16 protein-coding genes and 1 other RNA gene are annotated in these 19,012 nt (G+C 69.2%); 15 read left to right on the forward strand and 2 right to left on the reverse strand.

The annotated features are described in order from the left end of the window. From NS354_RS07245 to NS354_RS07260, 4 genes are all read left to right on the forward strand, one after another. On the forward strand, positions 1–402 hold a 402-nt coding region (locus NS354_RS07245; RefSeq protein ID WP_430735998.1), incomplete at its 5' end, for a hypothetical protein. Positions 403–589: 187 nt separating this feature from the next. Beyond that, the gene (locus tag NS354_RS07250; protein ID WP_193750727.1) at positions 590–886 is read left to right on the forward strand and encodes a DUF4333 domain-containing protein; all 297 of its coding nucleotides are present in this window, start codon (positions 590–592) and stop codon (positions 884–886) included. Positions 887–978: 92 nt separating this feature from the next. Continuing rightward, positions 979–1,737, forward strand: coding sequence for a DUF5819 family protein (locus NS354_RS07255; protein ID WP_058593903.1), 759 nt, complete (start codon positions 979–981; stop codon positions 1,735–1,737). Next, positions 1,734–2,909: an HTTM domain-containing protein gene (locus NS354_RS07260; protein WP_153002143.1), complete on the forward strand. Its 1,176-nt coding sequence runs from the start codon at positions 1,734–1,736 to the stop codon at positions 2,907–2,909. Before NS354_RS07255 ends, NS354_RS07260 begins: the two co-directional genes overlap by 4 nt. 39 nt (positions 2,910–2,948) lie before the next feature. Here NS354_RS07260 and NS354_RS07265 read toward each other — a convergent pair whose 3' ends face one another. Continuing rightward, the gene (locus tag NS354_RS07265; protein ID WP_241490415.1) at positions 2,949–3,479 is read right to left on the reverse strand and encodes a YqaJ viral recombinase family protein; all 531 of its coding nucleotides are present in this window, start codon (positions 3,477–3,479) and stop codon (positions 2,949–2,951) included. 292 nt (positions 3,480–3,771) lie between these two features. On the opposite strand from NS354_RS07265, the gene NS354_RS07270 reads away from it, so the two are divergent. From NS354_RS07270 to NS354_RS07315, 11 genes are all read left to right on the forward strand, one after another. Beyond that, positions 3,772–4,494 (forward strand): response regulator transcription factor, encoded by a 723-nt coding sequence (locus NS354_RS07270; protein ID WP_058593906.1) that lies wholly within the window; start codon positions 3,772–3,774, stop codon positions 4,492–4,494. 401 nt (positions 4,495–4,895) lie between these two features. Then, complete coding sequence (rplJ, locus tag NS354_RS07275; RefSeq protein ID WP_058593907.1) at positions 4,896–5,405, forward strand: 50S ribosomal protein L10; 510 nt, start codon at positions 4,896–4,898, stop codon at positions 5,403–5,405. A 77-nt stretch (positions 5,406–5,482) separates the two neighbouring features. Continuing rightward, positions 5,483–5,860, forward strand: coding sequence for a 50S ribosomal protein L7/L12 (gene rplL, locus NS354_RS07280; RefSeq protein WP_010154996.1), 378 nt, complete (start codon positions 5,483–5,485; stop codon positions 5,858–5,860). Between the two features lie 197 nt (positions 5,861–6,057). Then, positions 6,058–7,794 carry an ABC transporter ATP-binding protein gene (locus NS354_RS07285; RefSeq protein ID WP_058593908.1) on the forward strand — a complete coding sequence of 579 codons (1,737 nt, stop codon included), beginning with the start codon at positions 6,058–6,060 and terminating at the stop codon, positions 7,792–7,794. After that, a complete protein-coding gene (locus tag NS354_RS07290; protein ID WP_058593909.1) occupies positions 7,794–9,839 on the forward strand; it encodes an ABC transporter ATP-binding protein in 2,046 nt (681 codons plus the stop codon). The genes NS354_RS07285 and NS354_RS07290 overlap by 1 nt, the downstream gene beginning before the upstream one ends. 130 nt (positions 9,840–9,969) lie before the next feature. Continuing rightward, positions 9,970–10,060, forward strand: an RNA gene (ffs, locus tag NS354_RS13145) — signal recognition particle sRNA small type. 68 nt (positions 10,061–10,128) lie between these two features. Continuing rightward, positions 10,129–11,601 carry a phytoene desaturase family protein gene (locus tag NS354_RS07295; protein ID WP_058593910.1) on the forward strand — a complete coding sequence of 491 codons (1,473 nt, stop codon included), beginning with the start codon at positions 10,129–10,131 and terminating at the stop codon, positions 11,599–11,601. A 46-nt stretch (positions 11,602–11,647) separates the two neighbouring features. Next, positions 11,648–14,803 carry a DNA polymerase III subunit gamma and tau gene (locus NS354_RS07300; RefSeq protein ID WP_241490412.1) on the forward strand — a complete coding sequence of 1,052 codons (3,156 nt, stop codon included), beginning with the start codon at positions 11,648–11,650 and terminating at the stop codon, positions 14,801–14,803. A 75-nt stretch (positions 14,804–14,878) separates the two neighbouring features. Continuing rightward, the gene (recR, locus tag NS354_RS07305; RefSeq protein ID WP_058593912.1) at positions 14,879–15,475 is read left to right on the forward strand and encodes a recombination mediator RecR; all 597 of its coding nucleotides are present in this window, start codon (positions 14,879–14,881) and stop codon (positions 15,473–15,475) included. Between the two features lie 71 nt (positions 15,476–15,546). Then, on the forward strand, positions 15,547–16,824 hold the full coding sequence (locus NS354_RS07310) for an aspartate kinase (RefSeq protein WP_010154987.1): 1,278 nt from the start codon (positions 15,547–15,549) through the stop codon (positions 16,822–16,824). A 36-nt stretch (positions 16,825–16,860) separates the two neighbouring features. Then, positions 16,861–17,919, forward strand: coding sequence for an aspartate-semialdehyde dehydrogenase (locus NS354_RS07315; protein ID WP_058593913.1), 1,059 nt, complete (start codon positions 16,861–16,863; stop codon positions 17,917–17,919). Between the two features lie 99 nt (positions 17,920–18,018). Here the strand turns inward: NS354_RS07315 and NS354_RS07320 are convergent, their stop codons facing one another. Then, on the reverse strand, positions 18,019–19,011 hold the full coding sequence (locus NS354_RS07320) for a metallophosphoesterase (RefSeq protein WP_058593914.1): 993 nt from the start codon (positions 19,009–19,011) through the stop codon (positions 18,019–18,021). Between the last annotated feature and the right edge of the window lies 1 nt (position 19,012).

Below are 19,012 nucleotides of genomic sequence, written 5' to 3' on the forward strand. Positions count from 1 at the left end.
GTCGACAACACGGTGGCGAATACTGCGGTGAACGGTGCCGACAACTCGGCGGCGAACACCGCGGCGAACACCACGGTGAACGGCGCGAGCAACGCCACGGCGAATGCACAGGCCAACGGCCTCGCAAACGCCGGTGCCGGGGTCTACGACCCCAACGCGCTCGCCAATGCAGGCAACGGGTTCTACGACCCGAATGCCATGGGCAACGCAGGTCCCTCGGGAGCTGGTGCCGGCGCACCTCCGGCCTCGGGCCTGGCCGTCACCGGTTCGCAGCTGTTGCCCTGGATGGTGGCAGGCGGCGCCCTCGCCCTGCTGGGAGCCGCGGCCTTCGCGCTCAGCATGACGAAGCGCAGGAAGCACCTCGCTTCCCCAGCCGCCGATACCGGTTCAGTGGCGGAGTAACCACTTCGCGCAGCACGGTGGCTTGGGGTCGCGAAGACCTCAGGCCACCGTGCTGCGCGGCAGGCTCCCCGCTCAGGGGTGGCCACACAACACCAAACAACTCACCAACGAAACACACAGAAGGAACCCCTGAATGTCTATTCAGAAGAAGATCGCTCGGTTCGGTAAGCAAGCGCTCGGTGGAGCGATGCTTATCGCCGTAACAGCGGGCATGGTCGGCTGCAGCAACAGCGGTCCGACCGAGATCAAGCCAGCTGACCTCGAGACGAAGGTCGCCGCGCTGCTCAAGACCGAATGGAAGCCCGAAGTGACCTGCCCCGACGCCATCAAGGTCGAAGAAGGAGCGAGCACCGCGTGCTCGTTCGTGCGCAATGACGGCGAGGCGAAAGACGTGAAGTTCCCGCTCGACGTCGTCATCGTCTCCGTCGGAGACGACGGCGAACCCCGCTTCGACGTCGAGATCGGCTACCCCGACCAGGGTTGAACCCCGCGAGGGGTGCACCCGGCGACGGAAGTCAGCCGGGTGCGCCCCTCACCCCACCCCACCATCACCGACCTACCCACGAAAGGGCTGCCATGCACGAGACGCAAGATCGCTCGTCAGACACATCGGCGCAATCGCGTTCGACGGCGACTGCGACTTCCGTACCGCAGCGCATCATCACCTGGCTTCTCGTCGCATTCCTCGCGTGGAGCTCACTCGGCGTCATCCTCACCTCCACGAAACCCAACGTGCTGCAAGACGCCATCGGACTCGAGAAGTTCGACTACCTCTCGCCCCTGCTCGACCAGAACTGGGGCGTGTTCGCACCGAGCATCAACACCTCATCGACAGACCTCGTCGTGCGCATCCACTACACCGACGCCGACGGCAGCGAGGTGAGCGACTGGGTCAACACCTCCGAAGCGGAACGCGCGCTCCAGCTCAACCGGCCCGGCGCGACCAGACTCGCTCGCCTGAGCTCGCAGCTCGCGAACGATCTCAGGGCCGCCTACCGCGCGCTCACCCCGGAACAGCAGGCCGCGATCCGCACGGGCACCGGCGTCGACACCTCCGATGCCAATGTACGCGCCTACTTCACCATCGAGACGCGCACACTGCGCTACGCCACTCTCGTCGGCAGCACCATCCACTCCGGTGCCAACGTGGACGCCGTCGATCTCGGACTGCGCATCTGCTCCTCCGTCCCGTTCGAACAGCGCAACACCGGCGCCGACCCCACCTGCGACGAGCCGATCTCACTCGGAACCAAACGGCCCGCAGAACTCCCCGCATCGCAATCGCAAGAACGCTTCGCCGAAGTGTATGCAGACCTGTTCCAGGAGGAACGTTGAGCGCATCGAACACCGCACCAGTGCAGGAAGCCGCTGGCCTCTCGGCAGCGATCACCATCGAGCCCGAGCAACACCCTGAAGAGGCGGCGGCGTCGCGTCCACTCGCTCGACGCGCGTTCGATTGCGTCCTCAGCGTGCCCGCCTGGCTCGCAGAACGCCGACGCTCCGTCTACGGACTCGCAGTCGCGCGCTACATCCTGGGAATCGCGGCACTCGCGACCCTCCTCGCAAACCTGCCGTTCCGCTACGCGCTCTGGGGCTCCGGAGCCGCCTGGATGAACGAATACTACGCCGACAACGCATTCACCTCGCGATGGCTCTTCAGTGCCTTCGAAGACGCGCAGAGCGACTCCCAGTTCACCGCGCTGTACGTCCTCCTCATCGCCCTGACGGTGTGCTTCACCATCGGTCTGAAGTTCCGGATCGTCACCCCGGTGATGTGGGCGCTCTACGTCGGGCTGCTCTTCATGAACAAGCCCGTGATCGGCGAAGTGGGCGACGTCGCATGGCGCATCGCGGTCATGCTCCTCTGGTTCACCGACGCGAGCCAGGTCTGGAGCGTCGACGCGATGCTGCGACGCCGATTCGCCCGCATGTGGCCCGCCTACGCACCGCAGGGCGGCGGCCTGATCTCCCAGTGCTTCGGCAGATCGGAGACGCTCGGTCGGACGCGGAAGCCGGTGCAGATGCTCATCGACGGCCTGGCCCACAGCATGCCCTGGTTCACCGGCTGGCAGCGCGCCACCATCCACAACCTCGCCCTCGCGACGCTCATCGTGCAGATCTGCTGGATCTACTTCTCAGCCGGAACGTACAAAACCGGAGAGGCCTGGGTCGACGGCACCGCCGTCTACTACGCGACCCAGCTCACCGAGTTCCACACCTTCCCCTGGCTCAACGGACTGCTCGGCTCGAGCGCAATCATCGTCGCCCTGCTGACCTTCGGGTCCGTACTGGTGCAGCTCTTCTTCCCCGCGCTGATCATCCACCCGTACTCGCGCGCGGTCGCGCTCGCGGGCATCCTCGCATTCCACCTCGGCATCGGGATTCTCATGAACATCCTGTGGTTCTCGCTCGCCATGGTCGCCATCGACGCGGCGCTCGTCGACGACCGCACCTACCGCAAGCTCGCGGAGAAGTGCCGGGCGCTGTTCCGTCGACGACGAGCCTGAAGGTGAACACGGCGGCGGTCGCGCGCTCGGCTCTGAACGTCAGGTCGTGCGCGCGATCAGCACGTCGATGAGGTCGCCCGCGAGCTTCACGAGGCGCGCGATCTCGTTCTCGTCACGATCCACCCAGCGGCACTCCGGGTCGCCGACGGGCACGAAGTTCTCGTGGCGCTCCCACACCATCAGTGTGCGCTCCGCGCCCAGCACGTACTGCTGCCACCACACCTGACGCAGGTACTGCCGGGGGATCGAGCGCCACTCCTTGTTCGTCGTCTTGATCTCCGCGAGCTCGACGGCGCCGGTGCCGCGGAACGCCAGCCCGTCGGGCGTCGCGAGATGCCTGAGATCGGTCTCGGCGTGGAACAGCGCCTGGCTCGGTTCGATCTCGTACTCGCGCAGCACCCACGACGCGATCTCGGGCTCGCGGAGCTTGCCGTGCTCCGTGTAGACGTTGCCGGTGAACCGGCTTCCATGCAGCTTCTCGTGAGCTGCGGCTGCGATGGAGCGAGAAGTGGAGAGTTTCGCGACGTCGGTGGCGGTGATGCCGCGAGCGCGGGCTCGCATCCACGCCATGCGATCCGACCCGTCGGTCACGATGCGCTGGAGGTGGAGTGGGGCAGGCGCGAACACCCCTCCAGTTTCTCACGGCCCCGCACGCAGACGACGCAACTCGCTGAGAGGGAGCACGGCTGCGGTCTGCGACCGGTGCAGCGTGCGCGGTCGTCGCGGCGCAGACGCAGGGATCGCATAGCTGCTCCTTCGAAAAACGATGGTTTCAGAGGTTTGAATCATGGAAAACGCAGGTGACGTGGCTATTCTGAAGCCCGGAGTTATCGAGGTCGGCTGAGAGGATCATCCCGAGCGTATGGAAGCACAAGGACTGCAGCGCGCGGACGGAAGCAAGATCCGCGCCCTGGTCGTCGACGATGAGGAGTCGATCACCCAGCTCGTCGCGATGGCACTGCGCTATGAGGGGTGGGAGGTCGAAACCGCGGCGACTGGCCAGGAGGCGCTCGACGCGATGCGTGCGTTCACCCCCGACGTCGCGGTGCTCGACATCATGCTCCCCGACTTCGACGGCATGCAGCTGCTCGCCCGCCTGCGATCGGCGGGTCAGATGTTCCCGGTGCTGTTCCTCACCGCACTCGACTCCGTCGAGGATCGCGTCAACGGTTTGACCGCCGGGGGCGACGACTACGTGGTCAAGCCGTTCAGCCTCGAGGAGCTCATCGCCCGCCTGCGCGGTCTCGTGCGCCGCTCGCAGCTCACCCTTGCGCAGCACCCGGATCCGGTGCTGCGCGTCGGGGATCTGACGCTGAACGAGGACAGCTACGAGGTGGAGCGCGCGGGCGAGCCCATCACGGTGACCAACACGGAGTTCGAGCTGCTGCGGTACCTGATGCGCAACCCGAACCGCGTGCTGTCGAAGGCGCAGATTCTGGATCGCGTCTGGGCGTACGACTTCACCGGCAAGTCGACCGTCGTCGAGCTGTACATCTCGTACCTGCGCAAGAAGATCGACGCCGGCCGCGTTCCGATGCTGCACACGGTGCGGGGCGCGGGCTACATGCTCAAGCCCGTGGCTTGAGCATCGCAAGAGCATCGCTCTTGCGCAGCCCGCGGCGCGGCTTCGCCGCGGCTCACGGAGCGCAGCGAGGAGTGGCGGGCTACATGCTCAAGCCTGTGGCTTGAGCATCGCTTTCGTTGCAGCCCCGGTCCCGCCTTTGCGTTCCCGGAGGTGAACTGGTAGAGTCTTCCCTGGCCCAAGACCGCCGGTAGGATCCGCAAGGATCCCGGAACGTTCGCGAGAGCGAAGACCTGCGCAGGTGCAGAACTCCTTGAGTACGGGATCTCGATCCCGATCTTCTGAAGCTCCGTGCATGCGCGCCGGAGCTTTTTCTCGTTTTCGGGAGTCCCGAACGAATCGCTCCGAGCGGCGCGGCCCCCGAGCGGCATCCGCCGCGCGGGTACGACAAGTTAGGGAGCGCCATGGCTACGAAGGACGCTACGGTCACCGATCTTCAGCAGAAGTTTGAAGAGTCGAACGCCGTTCTGCTGACTGAGTACCGCGGTCTTTCGGTTGCTGAGCTGCGGGAACTCCGCGACAGCATCCGCGAGCACGCGACGTACGCTGTGGCGAAGAACACGCTGACGAAGATTGCGGCCAACAATGCCGGGATCACCGCTTTCGATGACGAGCTCGCCGGACCTTCGGCGCTCGCCTTCGTGCACGGTGACACCGTCGCGGTCGCAAAGTCGCTGCGTGACTTCGCCAAGGCACACCCTCTTTTGGTGGTGAAGGCGGGCTACTTCGATGGCAACGCCATGACCGCCGCTGAGGTAGGCAAGCTTGCCGATCTCGAGAGCCGCGAGGTGCTGCTGGCCAAGGCCGCAGGCGCCATGCAGGCTGCTCTGGTCGGTGCTGCACAGCTGTTCGCCGCCCTGCCCGCCAAGGCCGCCCGCGGCTTCGGTGCGCTGCAGGAGAAGCAGGACGCGTAAGACTCGGCTCACGCCGGATCGGTTATACAACCCCGCTCGCGCGCCTCGCGCGCGGGCACACATCAAGGAGAAACATTATGGCTAAGCTTTCCACCGAAGAGCTGCTCGAGCAGTTCAAGGAGCTCACCCTCATCGAGCTCTCCGAGTTCGTCAAGGCGTTCGAGGAGACCTTCGACGTCTCCGCCGCTGCTCCGGTCGCCGTTGCTGCTGCTCCGGCCGCCGCTGCTGAGGCCGTCGAGGAGAAGGACGAGTTCGACGTCGTCCTCGAGTCGGCTGGCGACAAGAAGATCCAGGTCATCAAGGTCGTGCGCGAGCTGACCGGCCTGGGCCTCGGCGAGGCGAAGTCGCTCGTGGAGGAGGCTCCCAAGAACGTGCTCGAGGGCGCGAAGAAGGAAGCCGCTGAAGAAGCGAAGGCGAAGCTCGAAGAGGCAGGCGCGGGCGTCAAGCTCGTCTGATTCGCTGTGATGGGGCTCACGCGCTGAGCCTCGTTTCCTGCGGGGGCAGGTTCACCGAGAGGTGAACCTGCCCTTGCTGTTTCTGCCGGGAGCAACGCTGGAGTTCGCCTCCCGGAAATGGTAACTTGAGGCGGCCGCGCCGGTCGACCCAGCTCTCGAGCGTCGACTGCGGCGCAGCTCGCAGAAAGGATCCACCCGTGGCCCTCATCGCCCTGACGCTTCGACATGCACGGCAGTACTGGCCGTTCATCGTCGCCGTGCTCGTGCTCCAACTGCTGTCGACGATCGCTGCGCTCTGGCTGCCGAGCCTGAACGCCCAGATCATCGATCAGGGCATCGCCCAGGGAGACACGGGGTTCATCTGGAGCACCGGCGGCACGATGCTGCTGGTATCGCTCGGGCAGGTCGCCACTGCAGTGACCGCCGTGTACTTCGGCGCGCGCACCTCGATGGGCGTCGGCCGCGACCTGCGCCGGGAGGTGTACCGCAAGGTCGACTCGCTGAGCACGCTCGAAGCCACGAAGTTCGGGGCGGGCACGCTGATCACCCGCGGCACGAACGATGTGCAGCAGATCCAGATGCTCGTGCTGATGACGCTCAACTTCATGGTCACGGCCCCCATCATGGCCGTCGGCGGCATCATCATGGCGCTCCGCGAAGACGCCGGGATGTCGTGGCTCGTCTGGGCGTCGGTGGCGATCCTCGCCGTCATCGTGGGGTTCCTGGTGTGGATCCTCCTCCCGCTCTTCCGCACCATGCAGACGCGGGTCGACGCCATCAACGGGGTGCTGCGCGAGCAGATCATGGGCATCCGCGTCGTGCGCGCGTTCGTCCGCGAGAACTTCGAGGCCGATCGCTACGAGCGGGCCAACCGCGACATCACCGAGGTGTCGGTGAAGGTCGGCAACGTCTTCGTGCTCATGTTCCCGGTCATCATGATGGTGCTGCACTTCGCGACGGCCGCCGTGCTGTGGTTCGGCGGGCATCGCGTCGACGACGGACTCGTGCAGGTCGGATCGCTCACCGCCTTCCTCCAGTACCTGCTGCAGATTCTCATGGCCGTGATGATGGGCGTCTTCATGACCATGATGATTCCGCGCGCCGTCGTCTGCGCCGAGCGCATCCGCGAACTGCTCGACACGCGCTCCACGCTCTCGTTCCCCGCCGAGCAGACCGTGGCCACCCCCGCATCGGGCCGCATCGAGTTCTCCGGGGTCACCTTCGGATTCCCCGGCGCCGAGAAGCCCGTGATCACGGGGGCGAGCTTCACCGCCGAGGCCGGCAAGACGACGGCCATCATCGGGTCGACCGGCGCCGGCAAGACCGTGCTGCTGAACCTGCTGCTCCGGCTCTACGACCCCCAGGAGGGGTCGATCACGATCGATGGGGCTCCGATCGATGCGCTCACCCGCGAGCAGCTCGCCGAGACCGTGAGCCTCGTGCCGCAGCGGCCGTATCTCTTCTCGGGCACGATCGCCTCGAACCTCCGCTTCGGCCGCACCGACGCGAGCGACGAGGAGCTGTGGGAGGCCCTCCGCATCGCGCAGGGCGCCGACTTCGTGCGCGAGAAGGAGCTCGGCCTCGACGAGCCCGTGTCGCAGGGCGGCACGAGCGTGTCGGGAGGGCAGCGGCAGCGCCTGTCGATCGCGCGTGCGCTCGTCGCCAAGCCGCGCGTGTACCTCTTCGACGACTCCTTCTCAGCGCTCGACGTCGCGACCGACGCGAAGCTGCGGGCAGCGCTGCCCGAGGCGACGGCCGGCGCGACCACCATCATCGTGGCGCAGCGCGTCTCGACCATCACCGAGGCCGACCAGATCCTCGTCGTCGAGGCCGGCGAGATCGTCGACCGCGGCACCCACACCCAACTGCTCGACACCAGCGAGGTCTATCGCGAGATCGTGCGGTCACAACTCGAATCGGCGGAGGCGGCGTAATGGCTCGAAAGCGATCCGCGGCTGAGGCGGCGCCGGCCGAAGACCTCGAGCTGCCCGACGACTACCAGCCCGACAACGACGACTGGACGGGCAGCCAGCCCGTGAAGAAGGCGAAGCACTTCTGGCCGTCGGCGAAGCGCCTCGTCGGTCTGCTCGCACCGCACAAGTGGCAGTTCGCGCTCGTCGTGCTGCTCGTGGTCGGGTCGGTCGTGCTGACCGTCATCGCGCCGAAGATCCTCGGCCAGGCGATGGACGTGATCTTCAACGGCATCCTGGGGAAGCAGCTGCCCGAGGGCATCACCCGCGAGCAGGCCGTCGAGGCGGCCCGCGCAGCGGGCAACGACCAGTTCGCCGAGGTGCTGGCGGGTGCCGACATCGTGCCGGGCGAGGGCATCGACTTCGGGCTGCTCGGGCGGCTGATCCTCATCGTGCTCGGCATGTACCTCGTCGCCTCGGTGCTCATGTGGCTGCAGGGCTTCGTCTTGAACCGGCTCGTGATGAACGTCGTGTACCGGCTGCGCGCCGACATCGAGGCGAAGATCAACCGCCTGCCGCTGAGCTACTTCGACGGGCGGCAGCGCGGCGACGTGCTCTCGCGCGTGACGAACGACGTCGACAACATCCAGCAGGCGCTGCAGCAGGCGCTCTCGCAGCTCGTGCAGTCGCTGCTCATGGTGATCGGCATCGCGGCGATGATGTTCATCGTGTCGTGGCAGCTCGCCCTGATCGCCCTGATCGCCCTGCCGCTCTCGGGCATCATCGCGGGTGTCGTCGGGGTGCGCGCGCAGAAGCTCTTCGTGGCCCAGTGGAAGCACACGGGCGACCTGAACGGGCACATCGAGGAGTCGTTCACGGGTCATGAGCTGGTGCGCATCTTCAACCGCGACGCCGACATGCTCGACGAGTTCGACCGCCGCAACGAGGGCCTCTTCGGCGCCGCGTACCGCGCACAGGCGCTCTCGGGCACCATCATGCCGGCGATGCAGTTCGTGCAGTACCTGAGCTACGTGCTCATCGCCGTGGTGGGCGCGCTCCGCGTGACGGGCGGCCAGATGACCCTCGGCGACGTCACCGCCTTCATCCAGTACTCGCGCGAGTTCTCGCAGCCGATCGCCGAGATGGCCGGCATGGCGAACATGCTGCAGTCGGGCGTCGCCTCGGCCGAGCGCACCTTCGAACTGCTCGACGCCGATGAGCAGGACGCCGACACGGCGTCGGAGCGCCTGCCCGAGCGCACGAGCGGCCACGTGCAGTTCGAGGGCGTAGCCTTCAGCTACGAGCCGTCGCAACCCTTGATCGAGGGGCTCTCGCTCGAGGCGCGCCCCGGGCACACGGTCGCGATCGTCGGGCCGACGGGGGCGGGCAAGACCACGCTCGTCAACCTCGTGATGCGGTTCTACGAGCTGAACCGCGGGCGCATCCTGCTCGACGGCGTCGACATCACCCACCTGTCGCGCGCCGAGCTGCGCAGTCAGGTCGGCATGGTGCTGCAGGATGCCTGGCTCTTCGAGGGCACCATCCGCGAGAACATCAGGTACGGCCGGCTCGACGCCACGGACGACGAGGTGGTCGCGGCCGCCGAGGCGACGATGGTGGATCGGTTCGTGCGCCAGCTGCCTGAGGGCTACGACACGGTCATCTCCGAGAACGGCTCCTCGCTGTCGGCGGGGGAGCGGCAGCTGCTCACGATCGCCCGCGCCTTCATCGCGAACCCGTCGCTGTTGATCCTCGACGAGGCCACCTCGTCGGTCGACACCCGCACGGAGGTGCTGGTGCAGCAGGCGATGCGCGCGCTGCGGGCCGATCGCACCTCGTTCGTGATCGCGCACCGGCTGTCGACCATTCGCGACGCCGACACCATTCTCATGATGGAGCGCGGCAGCATCGTCGAGCAGGGATCGCACGAGGAGCTGCTCGCGCGGCGGGGCGCGTACTACGCGCTGTACCAGGCGCAGTTCGCCGGTGAGGACGCCGAGGAGAGCGCCGGGCTCGACGCCGGCGTCGGATCCATCGCGTCGGCCGGGCACGAGGAGCCCGGCCGCTGAGCGGGCGCTGACCGGTCGACTCGCGGTCGGGGCACGGTCGGGGCGCGCGGTCGGCGTGCGGGAGCAGGAGTCGGCGCGCAGGCCGACGGGGCGCGTACCGAACGAGGTCGAACGTCGGGTAGACTGGTCGGGCTCCCCACGTGGCGCTATCTCAGGGAACTCCCCCAGGTCGGAAACGAAGCAAGGGTACCTGGGCTCTGGCGGGTGCGTGGGGAGTATTTTCGTCTCTCCGGGCGCCGGTGGGAGCGCTCCGAGGCGCGAGCCCGTGAGCGGAGAGTACGATCGGTGCATGCACTCTTCTGAGGGAGCGGCCGTCGTCGGTGCGGGCCCGAACGGGCTCGCCGCTGCCGTGACGCTCGCACGCGCCGGGGTTCCGGTGACGGTGTTCGAAGCCGCCGAGACGATCGGCGGGGGCACGCGCACGACGGAGCTCGTCGAGCCGGGCGTGCTGCACGACGTCTGCTCGGCGATCCACCCGATGGCGCTGGCGACCGGGTTCTTCCGCGCATTCGAGATCGAGCGGCGCATGGAGTTCGTGGTGCCCGAGGCCTCGTTCGCGAACCCGCTCGACGGCCGTGCCGGGGGCGGATCGGATCGCGCGGCGATCGCCTACCACGACCTCGACCGCACCGTGGCCGAACTGGGCCGCGACGGCAGCGCCTACGGGCGCTTCTACCGTCCGCTCCTCGCCCGCATGCCCGAGGTGCTCGACTTCGCGCTGGGCGGCGGCATGCTGCGCTGGCCGGCCCATCCGATCGCCGCCGCCCTCACCGGGCTGCGCGCGCTCGAGCAGGGCACTCCGCTGTGGAACCTGCGGTTCCGAGAGTCGGCGGCGCCGGCACTGCTCTCCGGCGTCGCGGCGCACAGCATCGGGCGGCTGCCGAACCTGGCGACCGCGGGGGTCGGACTGGTGCTCGGGGCCCTCGCCCACACGGTGGGGTGGCCGGTGCCGGTCGGGGGATCCCGCGCCATCACCGATGCGCTCGCCGCCGATCTGCTGGCGCACGGCGGCCGCATCGAGACCGGGCATCCGATCGACGACATCCGCGAGCTCGGCGCGTACCGCGTGCGCCTCTTCGACACCTCCGCCCGCGGGCTGGAGCGCATCGCCGGGTCGGCGCTGCCGGCGCGATACCGGCGGGCGCTGCGACGCTTCTCGTACGGCGACGCCGCGACGAAGGTCGACTTCGTGCTCGACGGGCCGATTCCGTGGAGCGACCCGCGGGTCTCCCAGGCGCCCACCGTGCACGTCGGCGGCAGCCGACCCGAGCTCGCCGCCTCGGAGCGGATCGTCGCCTCGGGAGGGCACCCGGCGCGCCCGTACGTGCTGCTCGCCCAGACCGCCGAGTTCGATCCCGGGCGGAATGCGCCCGGCGTCAACGCCGTCTGGTCGTACACGCACGTGCCCAGCGGATCGACCGTCGACATGGCGGAGCCGGTGATCCGGCAGATCGAGCGCTTCGCTCCCGGTTTCCGCGACCGGATCCGCGCCGTGCGGGTGACGACGGCCGACGAGATGTCGCGCTACAACCGCAATTACCACGGCGGCGACTTCAGCGCGGGGGCCATCACGCTGCCCCAGTTGATCGCGAGGCCCACGGTGTCGGCCGATCCGTGGCGCACCCCCGGGCGCGGCATCTACCTCGCCTCGTCGTCCACGCCTCCGGGCCCCGGGGTGCACGGATTGAGCGGCTGGTACGCGGCGAAATCGGCGCTGCGGCACGAGTACGGGCTGGCGGAGCCGGATCTGCGTCTGCGCTAGCTCCGGCCCCAGCCGGAATGTCGGAGGCCGCCGGTAGCATGGTGTCGTGGTTGCCGCACTCTATCGCCGATACCGGCCAGAAGCCTTCTCCGAGATGATCGGGCAGTCGCAGGTCACCGATCCCCTGATGACGGCCCTGCGCACCGGTCGCATCGGTCACGCGTACCTGTTCAGCGGGCCGCGCGGGTGCGGCAAGACGACCTCGGCGCGCATCCTGGCCCGCTGCCTGAACTGCGCCGAGGGGCCGACCGACTCACCGTGCGGAGTGTGCGAGAGCTGCGTCGAGCTGAGCCGAGACGGGGGCGGATCGCTCGACGTCGTCGAGATCGACGCGGCGAGTCACGGCGGCGTCGACGACGCCCGTGACCTGCGCGAGCGCGCGGTCTTCGCCCCGGCCCGGGATCGCTTCAAGATCTTCATCATCGACGAGGCGCACATGGTGACGCCCGGCGGGTTCAACGCGCTGCTCAAGATCGTCGAGGAACCGCCGCCGCACGTGAAGTTCGTCTTCGCGACGACCGAGCCCGAGAAGGTCATCGGCACGATCCGCTCGCGCACCCATCACTACCCGTTCCGCCTCATCGCACCCGGCACGCTCATCGACTACGTGCAGTCGCTCTGCGACAGCGAAGGGGTGCAGGTCGAGCCCGGGGTGCTCCCGCTCGTCGTCCGCGCGGGCGGGGGCTCGGTGCGCGACACGCTCTCCATCCTCGATCAGCTCATCGCGGGGTCAGAGACCGCGCTCGTCACGGCGGAGCGCGCCGCAGGGCTGCTCGGCTTCACCCACGCCGAGCTGCTCGACGACGCGGTCGCGGCGCTCGGCGCTCATGATGCCGCAGCGGCGTTCCGGGCCGCCGACCGGGTGGTGCAGACCGGGCAGGATCCGCGGCGCTTCGTTGAGGATCTGCTCGAGCGTCTCCGCGACCTCATCGTGGTGAACGCGACGACCGTGGACGGCGCGGCCGCGATCTTCCGCGGTGTGCCGCAGGACCAGCTCAGCCGCATGTTCGAGCAGGCCCGCGCCTTCGGGCGGGGCGAGCTGTCGCGCGTCGCCGACGTGGTGAGCGGGGCGCTCGACAAGATGGCGGGCGCCACCGCGCCGCGGCTGCAGCTCGAGCTCATGATCGCCCGTGCGCTGGTGCACGCTCCGGAGGCCGTCGCGGGCGCGGACTCCGCCGCCCCGCGAATCGCCGCGGCCCCGGCGGGCGCGACGCCGGGAGCGGGCAACGCGAGTGCGGACAACGCGGGCCCGCGCCCTTCGGCTCCCGGCAGCGCGGGCCCGCGCCCTTCGGCTCCCGGCAGCGCGGGCCCGGGCGCTTCGACTGCAGGCAGTGCAGGGCCGGGCGCTTCGGCTCACGGGCCGCAGAGCCAGTCAGATCCGCTCGCCGCCCTCGCTGCGGCCCGGAGCGCCGCCGCGGAGCACACCGCGCCGGCCGCACCGACGCCGACCGTTCCGGCCGCGCCGGTGCCGGCCGCTCCTGCCGGTGACGACTCGAACGGCTCACCGGCCTCGGCGGGGGGCCAGTCGGCACCGAATGCGGCCCAGACCGCAGCCTCGATCCGCGAGTTCCTGACGCAGGACGACGCTGCTGCGCACGCAGCGCCGGGGGGAGCAGCATCGCAAAGCGGCCCCGGAGCAGCTTCCGATGCGCAGCCGGGCCCGCCCGCGTCCCGACCAGGTGCCGACCACGCCGCCGCGAGCGCCGGTGCGCCGCACCCGAACGAGGGCGCGGCGAAGTTCGGTCGACCGATCTCGGCGGTGCTGAGCTCGGCGCAGATCGAGAGCATCGGCAGCGATGCACCCGCTCCACCACCCGAGACTCCGGCAGGCCCGGTTTCCGCGGTGCCGGGTGCTGCCGCAGCGGGTGCTGCCGCAGCGGGTGCTGCCGCAGGGGGTGCTGCCGCACCGCAGGGCGGAGCGGCGGCACCCGCGACGGCCGCCGCCGGTTCGCCCGGAACACCATCGGCGGGAGCGGTGCCGAGCCCCGACTCCGCCGCCGCACCGGCAACCGATGCCGAGGCGACCGGCGTCGACGGTGCCGAGACGGATGCCTCGACGGGCGGGTACGAAGACCTCTTGGAGGTGTGGCCCGACCTGCTCGAAGAGCTGCTCGAGCTCGACCGCGATGCCTGGAACGCCGTGCGCGTCGTCGCACCGCTCGCGCTCGACGGCGACGTGCTCACCGTCGGGCTCTCCTCCGAATCCGATCTCGCCGCCTTCAAATCGACCGGTGCGGGGCCGCTGCGCGAGACCATCCTCTCCGCGGTCGGCATCAGCGTGAAGTACAAGCCCAAGCGCATGCCCGCCGGCGAGGCCGCAGCGGGGCGCGGGGCCGCGCGCGAACCATCCGCCGCCGCCGACGCAGAGGAGCCCCACCAAGCGGGGTCCGCACACGTCCCCACCGAAGCATCAGCGACGGCGCAGGCCGACACAGCGGTGGACGCCGCACGGGCGGCCGAGGCGGCACCGGACGACGACCCGATGGTGCGCGCAGCCGCCCGTCTGAGCGGCCTCGGCCCCGCACTCGCCGCACCCGCCTGGGCAGACCCGCAGCCCGACGCAGCGACGTCGACCGCGAACGGCGGCGCCGCAGCTCCCGCGTCCTCCCCGGAGGAACCGGAACAGGTGAGCAGCGGCGCGCACCCCAGCGCCCCGCACCCGGGCGGGGCCGCGCCCCATGCCGGCCCGCACGCCGCTGGAGCGCCGGACGCGCCGGCACCGGTGCCGAGCGGGGCGGGCGAGCCGGAGGCCGCGGTGTCGCCAAGCAGTACGGGTGCGCTCGACACCGCCGCAGCGTCGAGCGGGGCCGAACCGGGGGAGGCCGCGCCGCGATTCCCCGATCCGGCCGCATTCGGCGACCCGTACGCCGACGACCCCGGCGACGGCCCCGACGACGCGGGGGAGGGGGATCCGTACGCGGATGCCCCCGGAATCGCCGCCCCGGCGGGGCTCGCTCCGACCTCCGGGCCCGCTCCGACCTCCGGGCCCGCTCCGACCGCGGCACCGCACGCGCCTGCACCGAACGCGGCATCGGAACCCGTGGAACCGGCGACATCGCCCGTGTCCTCTGGCACCCCTGGCACCCCTGCCACCCCTGCTCCTCCAGCGGCCCGACCCGCTTTCACGCGGTACGGCGAGGCCATCGTGCGCGAGGTGCTCGGCGCGCGATTCGTCGAGGAGCGTCCGCTCCCGCAGCGATGAGCGGCCCAGCAGTCCCGCGACTAAGGTGTGTGCTGAACGGCGCATGTCACGTCGTCAATCCGAGGAGGACCCAGCGTGTACGACGGCATCGTCCAAGACCTGATCGATGAGTTCGGCCGCCTGCCGGGCATCGGCCCGAAATCGGCGCAGCGCATCGCGTTCCACATTCTGCAGACGCAGAACTTCGACGTCTCGAGACTCGCCGAACTGCTGAGCGAGGTGCGCGAGAAGGTGCGCTTCTGCGAAGTGTGCGGCAACCTCACCGAGCACGAGCGCTGCTCGATCTGCCGCGACCCGCGCCGCGATGAGAGCCTCATCTGCGTCGTCGAGGAGCCGAAAGACGTCGTCGCGATCGAGCGCACCCGGCAGTTCCGCGGGCTCTACCACGTGCTCGGCGGGGCGATCAGCCCGATCGACGGCATCGGCCCCGATGATCTCAGCATCCCCGCGCTCATGCGCCGCATCGGCGAATCGCAGGTGCAGGAGGTGATCATCGCGACCGACCCCAACCTGGAGGGGGAGGCCACTGCCGCGTACCTCTCGCGCCTGCTGACGTCCATCGAGGTGCCGGTCTCGCGACTCGCATCCGGGCTGCCGGTGGGCGGAGACCTCGAGTTCGCCGACGAGGTGACGCTCGGCCGCGCCTTCGAGGGCCGCCGTAAAGTGGAGTAACCCGGTGACATCAGCCGAATACCGGTTCCGGTAGACTGAGCGTTCGGCTCGGAAATTCAGGAGGAACCCGCGTGGCGTTGATCGTGCAGAAATTCGGGGGCTCGTCCGTAGCCGACGCTGAGAGCATCAAGCGCGTCGCCAAGCGCATCGTCGAAGCCCGCCGCGGGGGCAATGAGGTCGTCGTCGCCGTCAGCGCGATGGGCGACACCACCGACGAACTGCTCGAACTCGCCGACGCCTGCACCCCGATCCCGGCGCCCCGAGAGCTCGACATGCTCCTCACTGCGGGCGAGCGCATCTCCATGGCGCTGCTCGCCATGACGATCAAGGGCATGGGCATCGAAGCCCTCTCGTTCACCGGCAGTCAGGCCGGCATGATCACCACGGCCGAGCACGGGTCGGCCAAGATCGTCGACGTCACCCCCGGTCGAGTGCGCGAAGCCCTCGACCAGGGAGCGGTGGCCATTGTCGCCGGCTTCCAGGGCTTCAGCCGAGATTCGCGCGACATCACCACGCTGGGCCGCGGCGGATCCGACACCACCGCCGTCGCACTCGCCGCCGCCCTCGGAGCCGACGTGTGCGAGATCTACACCGACGTCGACGGCATCTTCACGACCGACCCCCGCGTCGTGCCGCTCGCGCGCAAGATCGACGCGATCACCGCGGAGGAGATGCTCGAACTCGCGGCCTCCGGCGCGAAGGTGCTGCACCTGCGCGCCGTCGAGTACGCCCGCCGCCACGGGGTCGTGCTGCACGTCCGCTCCTCGTTCTCAGACGAGCCGGGCACCATCGTCTACGACCCCGCAAAGGGGCATCCGAAGGGAGATCAGGTGGAAGAGCCGATCATCACTGGAATCGCCGCAGAGAAGAGCGAAGCGAAGGTCACCGTCGGCGGCGTCCCCGACATCCCGGGCAAGGCCGCTCAGATCTTCGAGATCGTTGCGAAGACCCATGCCAACATCGACATGATCGTGCAGAACGTCTCAGCCGCGCAGACGAACCGCACCGACATCTCCTTCACCGTGCCGCTCGGCGACGGCCGCAAGGTGATCGAGGCGCTCGAGGCGGAGCGCGAGCAGCTCGGCTTCGAGAGCCTCCAGTACGACGATCAGATCGCGAAGCTCGCGGTCGTCGGCGCAGGCATGCGCACGAGCACCGGAGTGTCGGCGCAGCTCTTCCGCGCGCTGTACGAGGCCGACATCAACATCGAGATGATCTCGACCTCCGAGATCCGCATCTCGGTCGTCACCCGCGCCGACCTCCTCGACAAAGCGGTCCGCGTGCTCCACACCGCATTCGGGCTCGACGCGGAAACCGAAGCGACCGTGTACGCCGGCACCGGCCGGTAACCCCTCGACGAGACACAGAACAGGATTTCGACACACATGGCTGCACAGCAGGGACTCTCGGTCGCCGTCGTCGGCGCCACCGGTCAGGTGGGCGCAGTGATGCGCCGCTTGCTCGAGGAGCGCGACTTCCCGATCGCGAGCATCCGATTCTTCTCAAGCGCCCGCTCGGCCGGGTCGACGCTCGCCTTCCGGGGAGAGGACGTCATCGTCGAAGACGTGGCGACCGCGGATAAGAGCGGCATCGACATCGCGCTCTTCTCCGCGGGCGGAGCCGCGTCGAAGCAGTACTCGCCCGAGTTCGCAGCCGCCGGCGCGATCGTCATCGACAACTCGAGCGCCTGGCGGCTCGACCCCGATGTGCCGCTGGTGGTCAGCGAGGTGAACCCCCACGCGATCGCCGAGGCCCGGAAGGGCATCATCGCGAACCCGAACTGCACCACGATGGCCGCGATGCCCGTCATGAAGGCGCTCGACGCCGAGGCGGGCCTCGAACGGCTCATCGTCACGACCTTCCAGGCCGTCTCCGGCTCGGGTCTCGTCGGGGCACGAGAACTCGCCGGCCAGGCGGAGGCCGCAGTGCGCTCGGGCGAGCTCGAGCAGCTCGTCCACGACGGCACCGCCGTCGACTTCCCGGCCCCGGAGGTCTACACGAAGACGATCGCGTTCAATGTGCTCCCGCTCGCCGGGTCCATCGTCGACGACGGCGAGGGCGAGACCGATGAGGAGAAGAAGCTCCGCAACGAGAGCCGCAAGATCCTCGAACTCCCCGATCTTCGGGTCGCGGGCACCTGCGTGCGCGTGCCCGTGTTCACCGGCCACTCCCTGTCGATCAGCGCCGAATTCGAGCGGCGGATCACGCCGGATCGCGCACGCGAGGTGCTCGAGGCCGCTCCCGGCGTCGAACTCAGCGATGTGCCCACACCTCTCGAAGCGGCCGGCAGGGATCCGTCGTTCGTGGGCCGCATCCGCGCTGACCAGTCGGCCCCGGAGGGCCGCGGGCTGACGCTGTTCATCTCGAACGACAACCTGCGCAAGGGTGCCGCACTGAACGCGGTGCAGATCGCGGAACTCGTCGCGGAGCAGCGCTCGGCCTGACGCGCGCGAGCACAGCGGAACGGCCCCGGGAATCGGTGTTACCGAATCCCGGGGCCGTTCGCGCTTCCCGCGTTCATGCGCGCGCTGCGCCGATGCGCGCTACGCCGATTCGAGGGTGAGCAGAGACGCCTCCGGCCGGCACGCGAAGCGCACCGGGGCGTAGATCGAGTTGCCGAGGCCGGCGCTCACGTTCAGGAAGGCGGCCCGGTGCGCGTCGAACCAGACGCTCAGACCCCGCGCCTGCTCCGTGGGGAGATCGCAGTTCGCGGTGAGCGCCCCGACGCCCGGCACGCGCACCTGGCCGCCGTGGGTGTGTCCGGCGAGGATCACGTCTGAACCGGCCGTCAGCAGGGCGCCCAGCGCCTCCTGGTAGGGCGCGTGCACCACTCCCAGGCGCACGGAGGCCGATTCAGCGGCGGCGACCTCAGCGGCACCGGCGGCACCGTCAGCGGCACCGGCGGCGCCAAGACCGGCGGAGGGCGTCTCCGAGAACGTCCGCGCCGCCGCAGCGCGCATGCGGTCGACGTCGTCGTACCTGATGTGCGGGTCGTTCAGGCCGAGGCACTCGAAGCGCGTGCCGCGGATGGTGAGTTCCGCCGCGCTGTTGTTGAGATCGATGGCGCCGAGGCCGGTGAGCCCCCGCGTGATCGCCGCGTTGTCGAGGTCGGGGGTGCGCGTGCTGCGCCGGCTCGATTCGACGAGGTACTTGAGCGGGTTCTTGAACAGCGGCCCGTAGTAGTCGTTCGACCCGTGCACGAACAGGGTCGGCGTGCCCTCGACGACGGGGCGCAGGGCGTGCAGCAGCGCCGGAAGGGCTTCGCGGTGCCCCATAAGGTCGCCGGTGAGCACCACGAGATCGGGGCGCAGCTCCGCCAAGGACCGTACCCAGTCGACCTTCTGCGCCTGCCAGGGGGCGAGGTGCAGATCGGAGAGCTGCAGCACCCGCACCGGGGTGCGCGACTCCGGCAGCACCGGCAGCGTGTGGCGACGGAGCGTGAAGAGTCTGCGCTCGATCAGGGTGGACCAGGTCAGTACGCCGACGGCGGCCGCTCCGAGAACGGCCGCCGTCGTGCGTGCGGGATGCTGTGCCAAG

The organism is Leucobacter chromiiresistens, from assembly GCF_001477055.1.
GTDB lineage: Bacteria > Actinomycetota > Actinomycetes > Actinomycetales > Microbacteriaceae > Leucobacter > Leucobacter chromiiresistens_A.

What these genes read in the sequence shown, in the direction of transcription:
- rplL (WP_010154996.1), top strand. Translation starts at nt 5,483, where the DNA reads ATGGCTAAGCTTTCCACCGAAGAGCTGCTCGAGCAGTTCAAGGAGCTC.
- rplJ (WP_058593907.1), top strand. Translation starts at nt 4,896, where the DNA reads ATGGCTACGAAGGACGCTACGGTCACCGATCTTCAGCAGAAGTTTGAA.
- NS354_RS07295 (WP_058593910.1), top strand. Translation starts at nt 10,129, where the DNA reads ATGCACTCTTCTGAGGGAGCGGCCGTCGTCGGTGCGGGCCCGAACGGG.
- NS354_RS07255 (WP_058593903.1), top strand. Translation starts at nt 979, where the DNA reads ATGCACGAGACGCAAGATCGCTCGTCAGACACATCGGCGCAATCGCGT.
- NS354_RS07270 (WP_058593906.1), top strand. Translation starts at nt 3,772, where the DNA reads ATGGAAGCACAAGGACTGCAGCGCGCGGACGGAAGCAAGATCCGCGCC.
- NS354_RS07315 (WP_058593913.1), top strand. Translation starts at nt 16,861, where the DNA reads ATGGCTGCACAGCAGGGACTCTCGGTCGCCGTCGTCGGCGCCACCGGT.
- NS354_RS07265 (WP_241490415.1), bottom strand. Translation starts at nt 3,479, where the DNA reads ATGGCGTGGATGCGAGCCCGCGCTCGCGGCATCACCGCCACCGACGTC.
- NS354_RS07290 (WP_058593909.1), top strand. Translation starts at nt 7,794, where the DNA reads ATGGCTCGAAAGCGATCCGCGGCTGAGGCGGCGCCGGCCGAAGACCTC.
- NS354_RS07250 (WP_193750727.1), top strand. Translation starts at nt 590, where the DNA reads ATGCTTATCGCCGTAACAGCGGGCATGGTCGGCTGCAGCAACAGCGGT.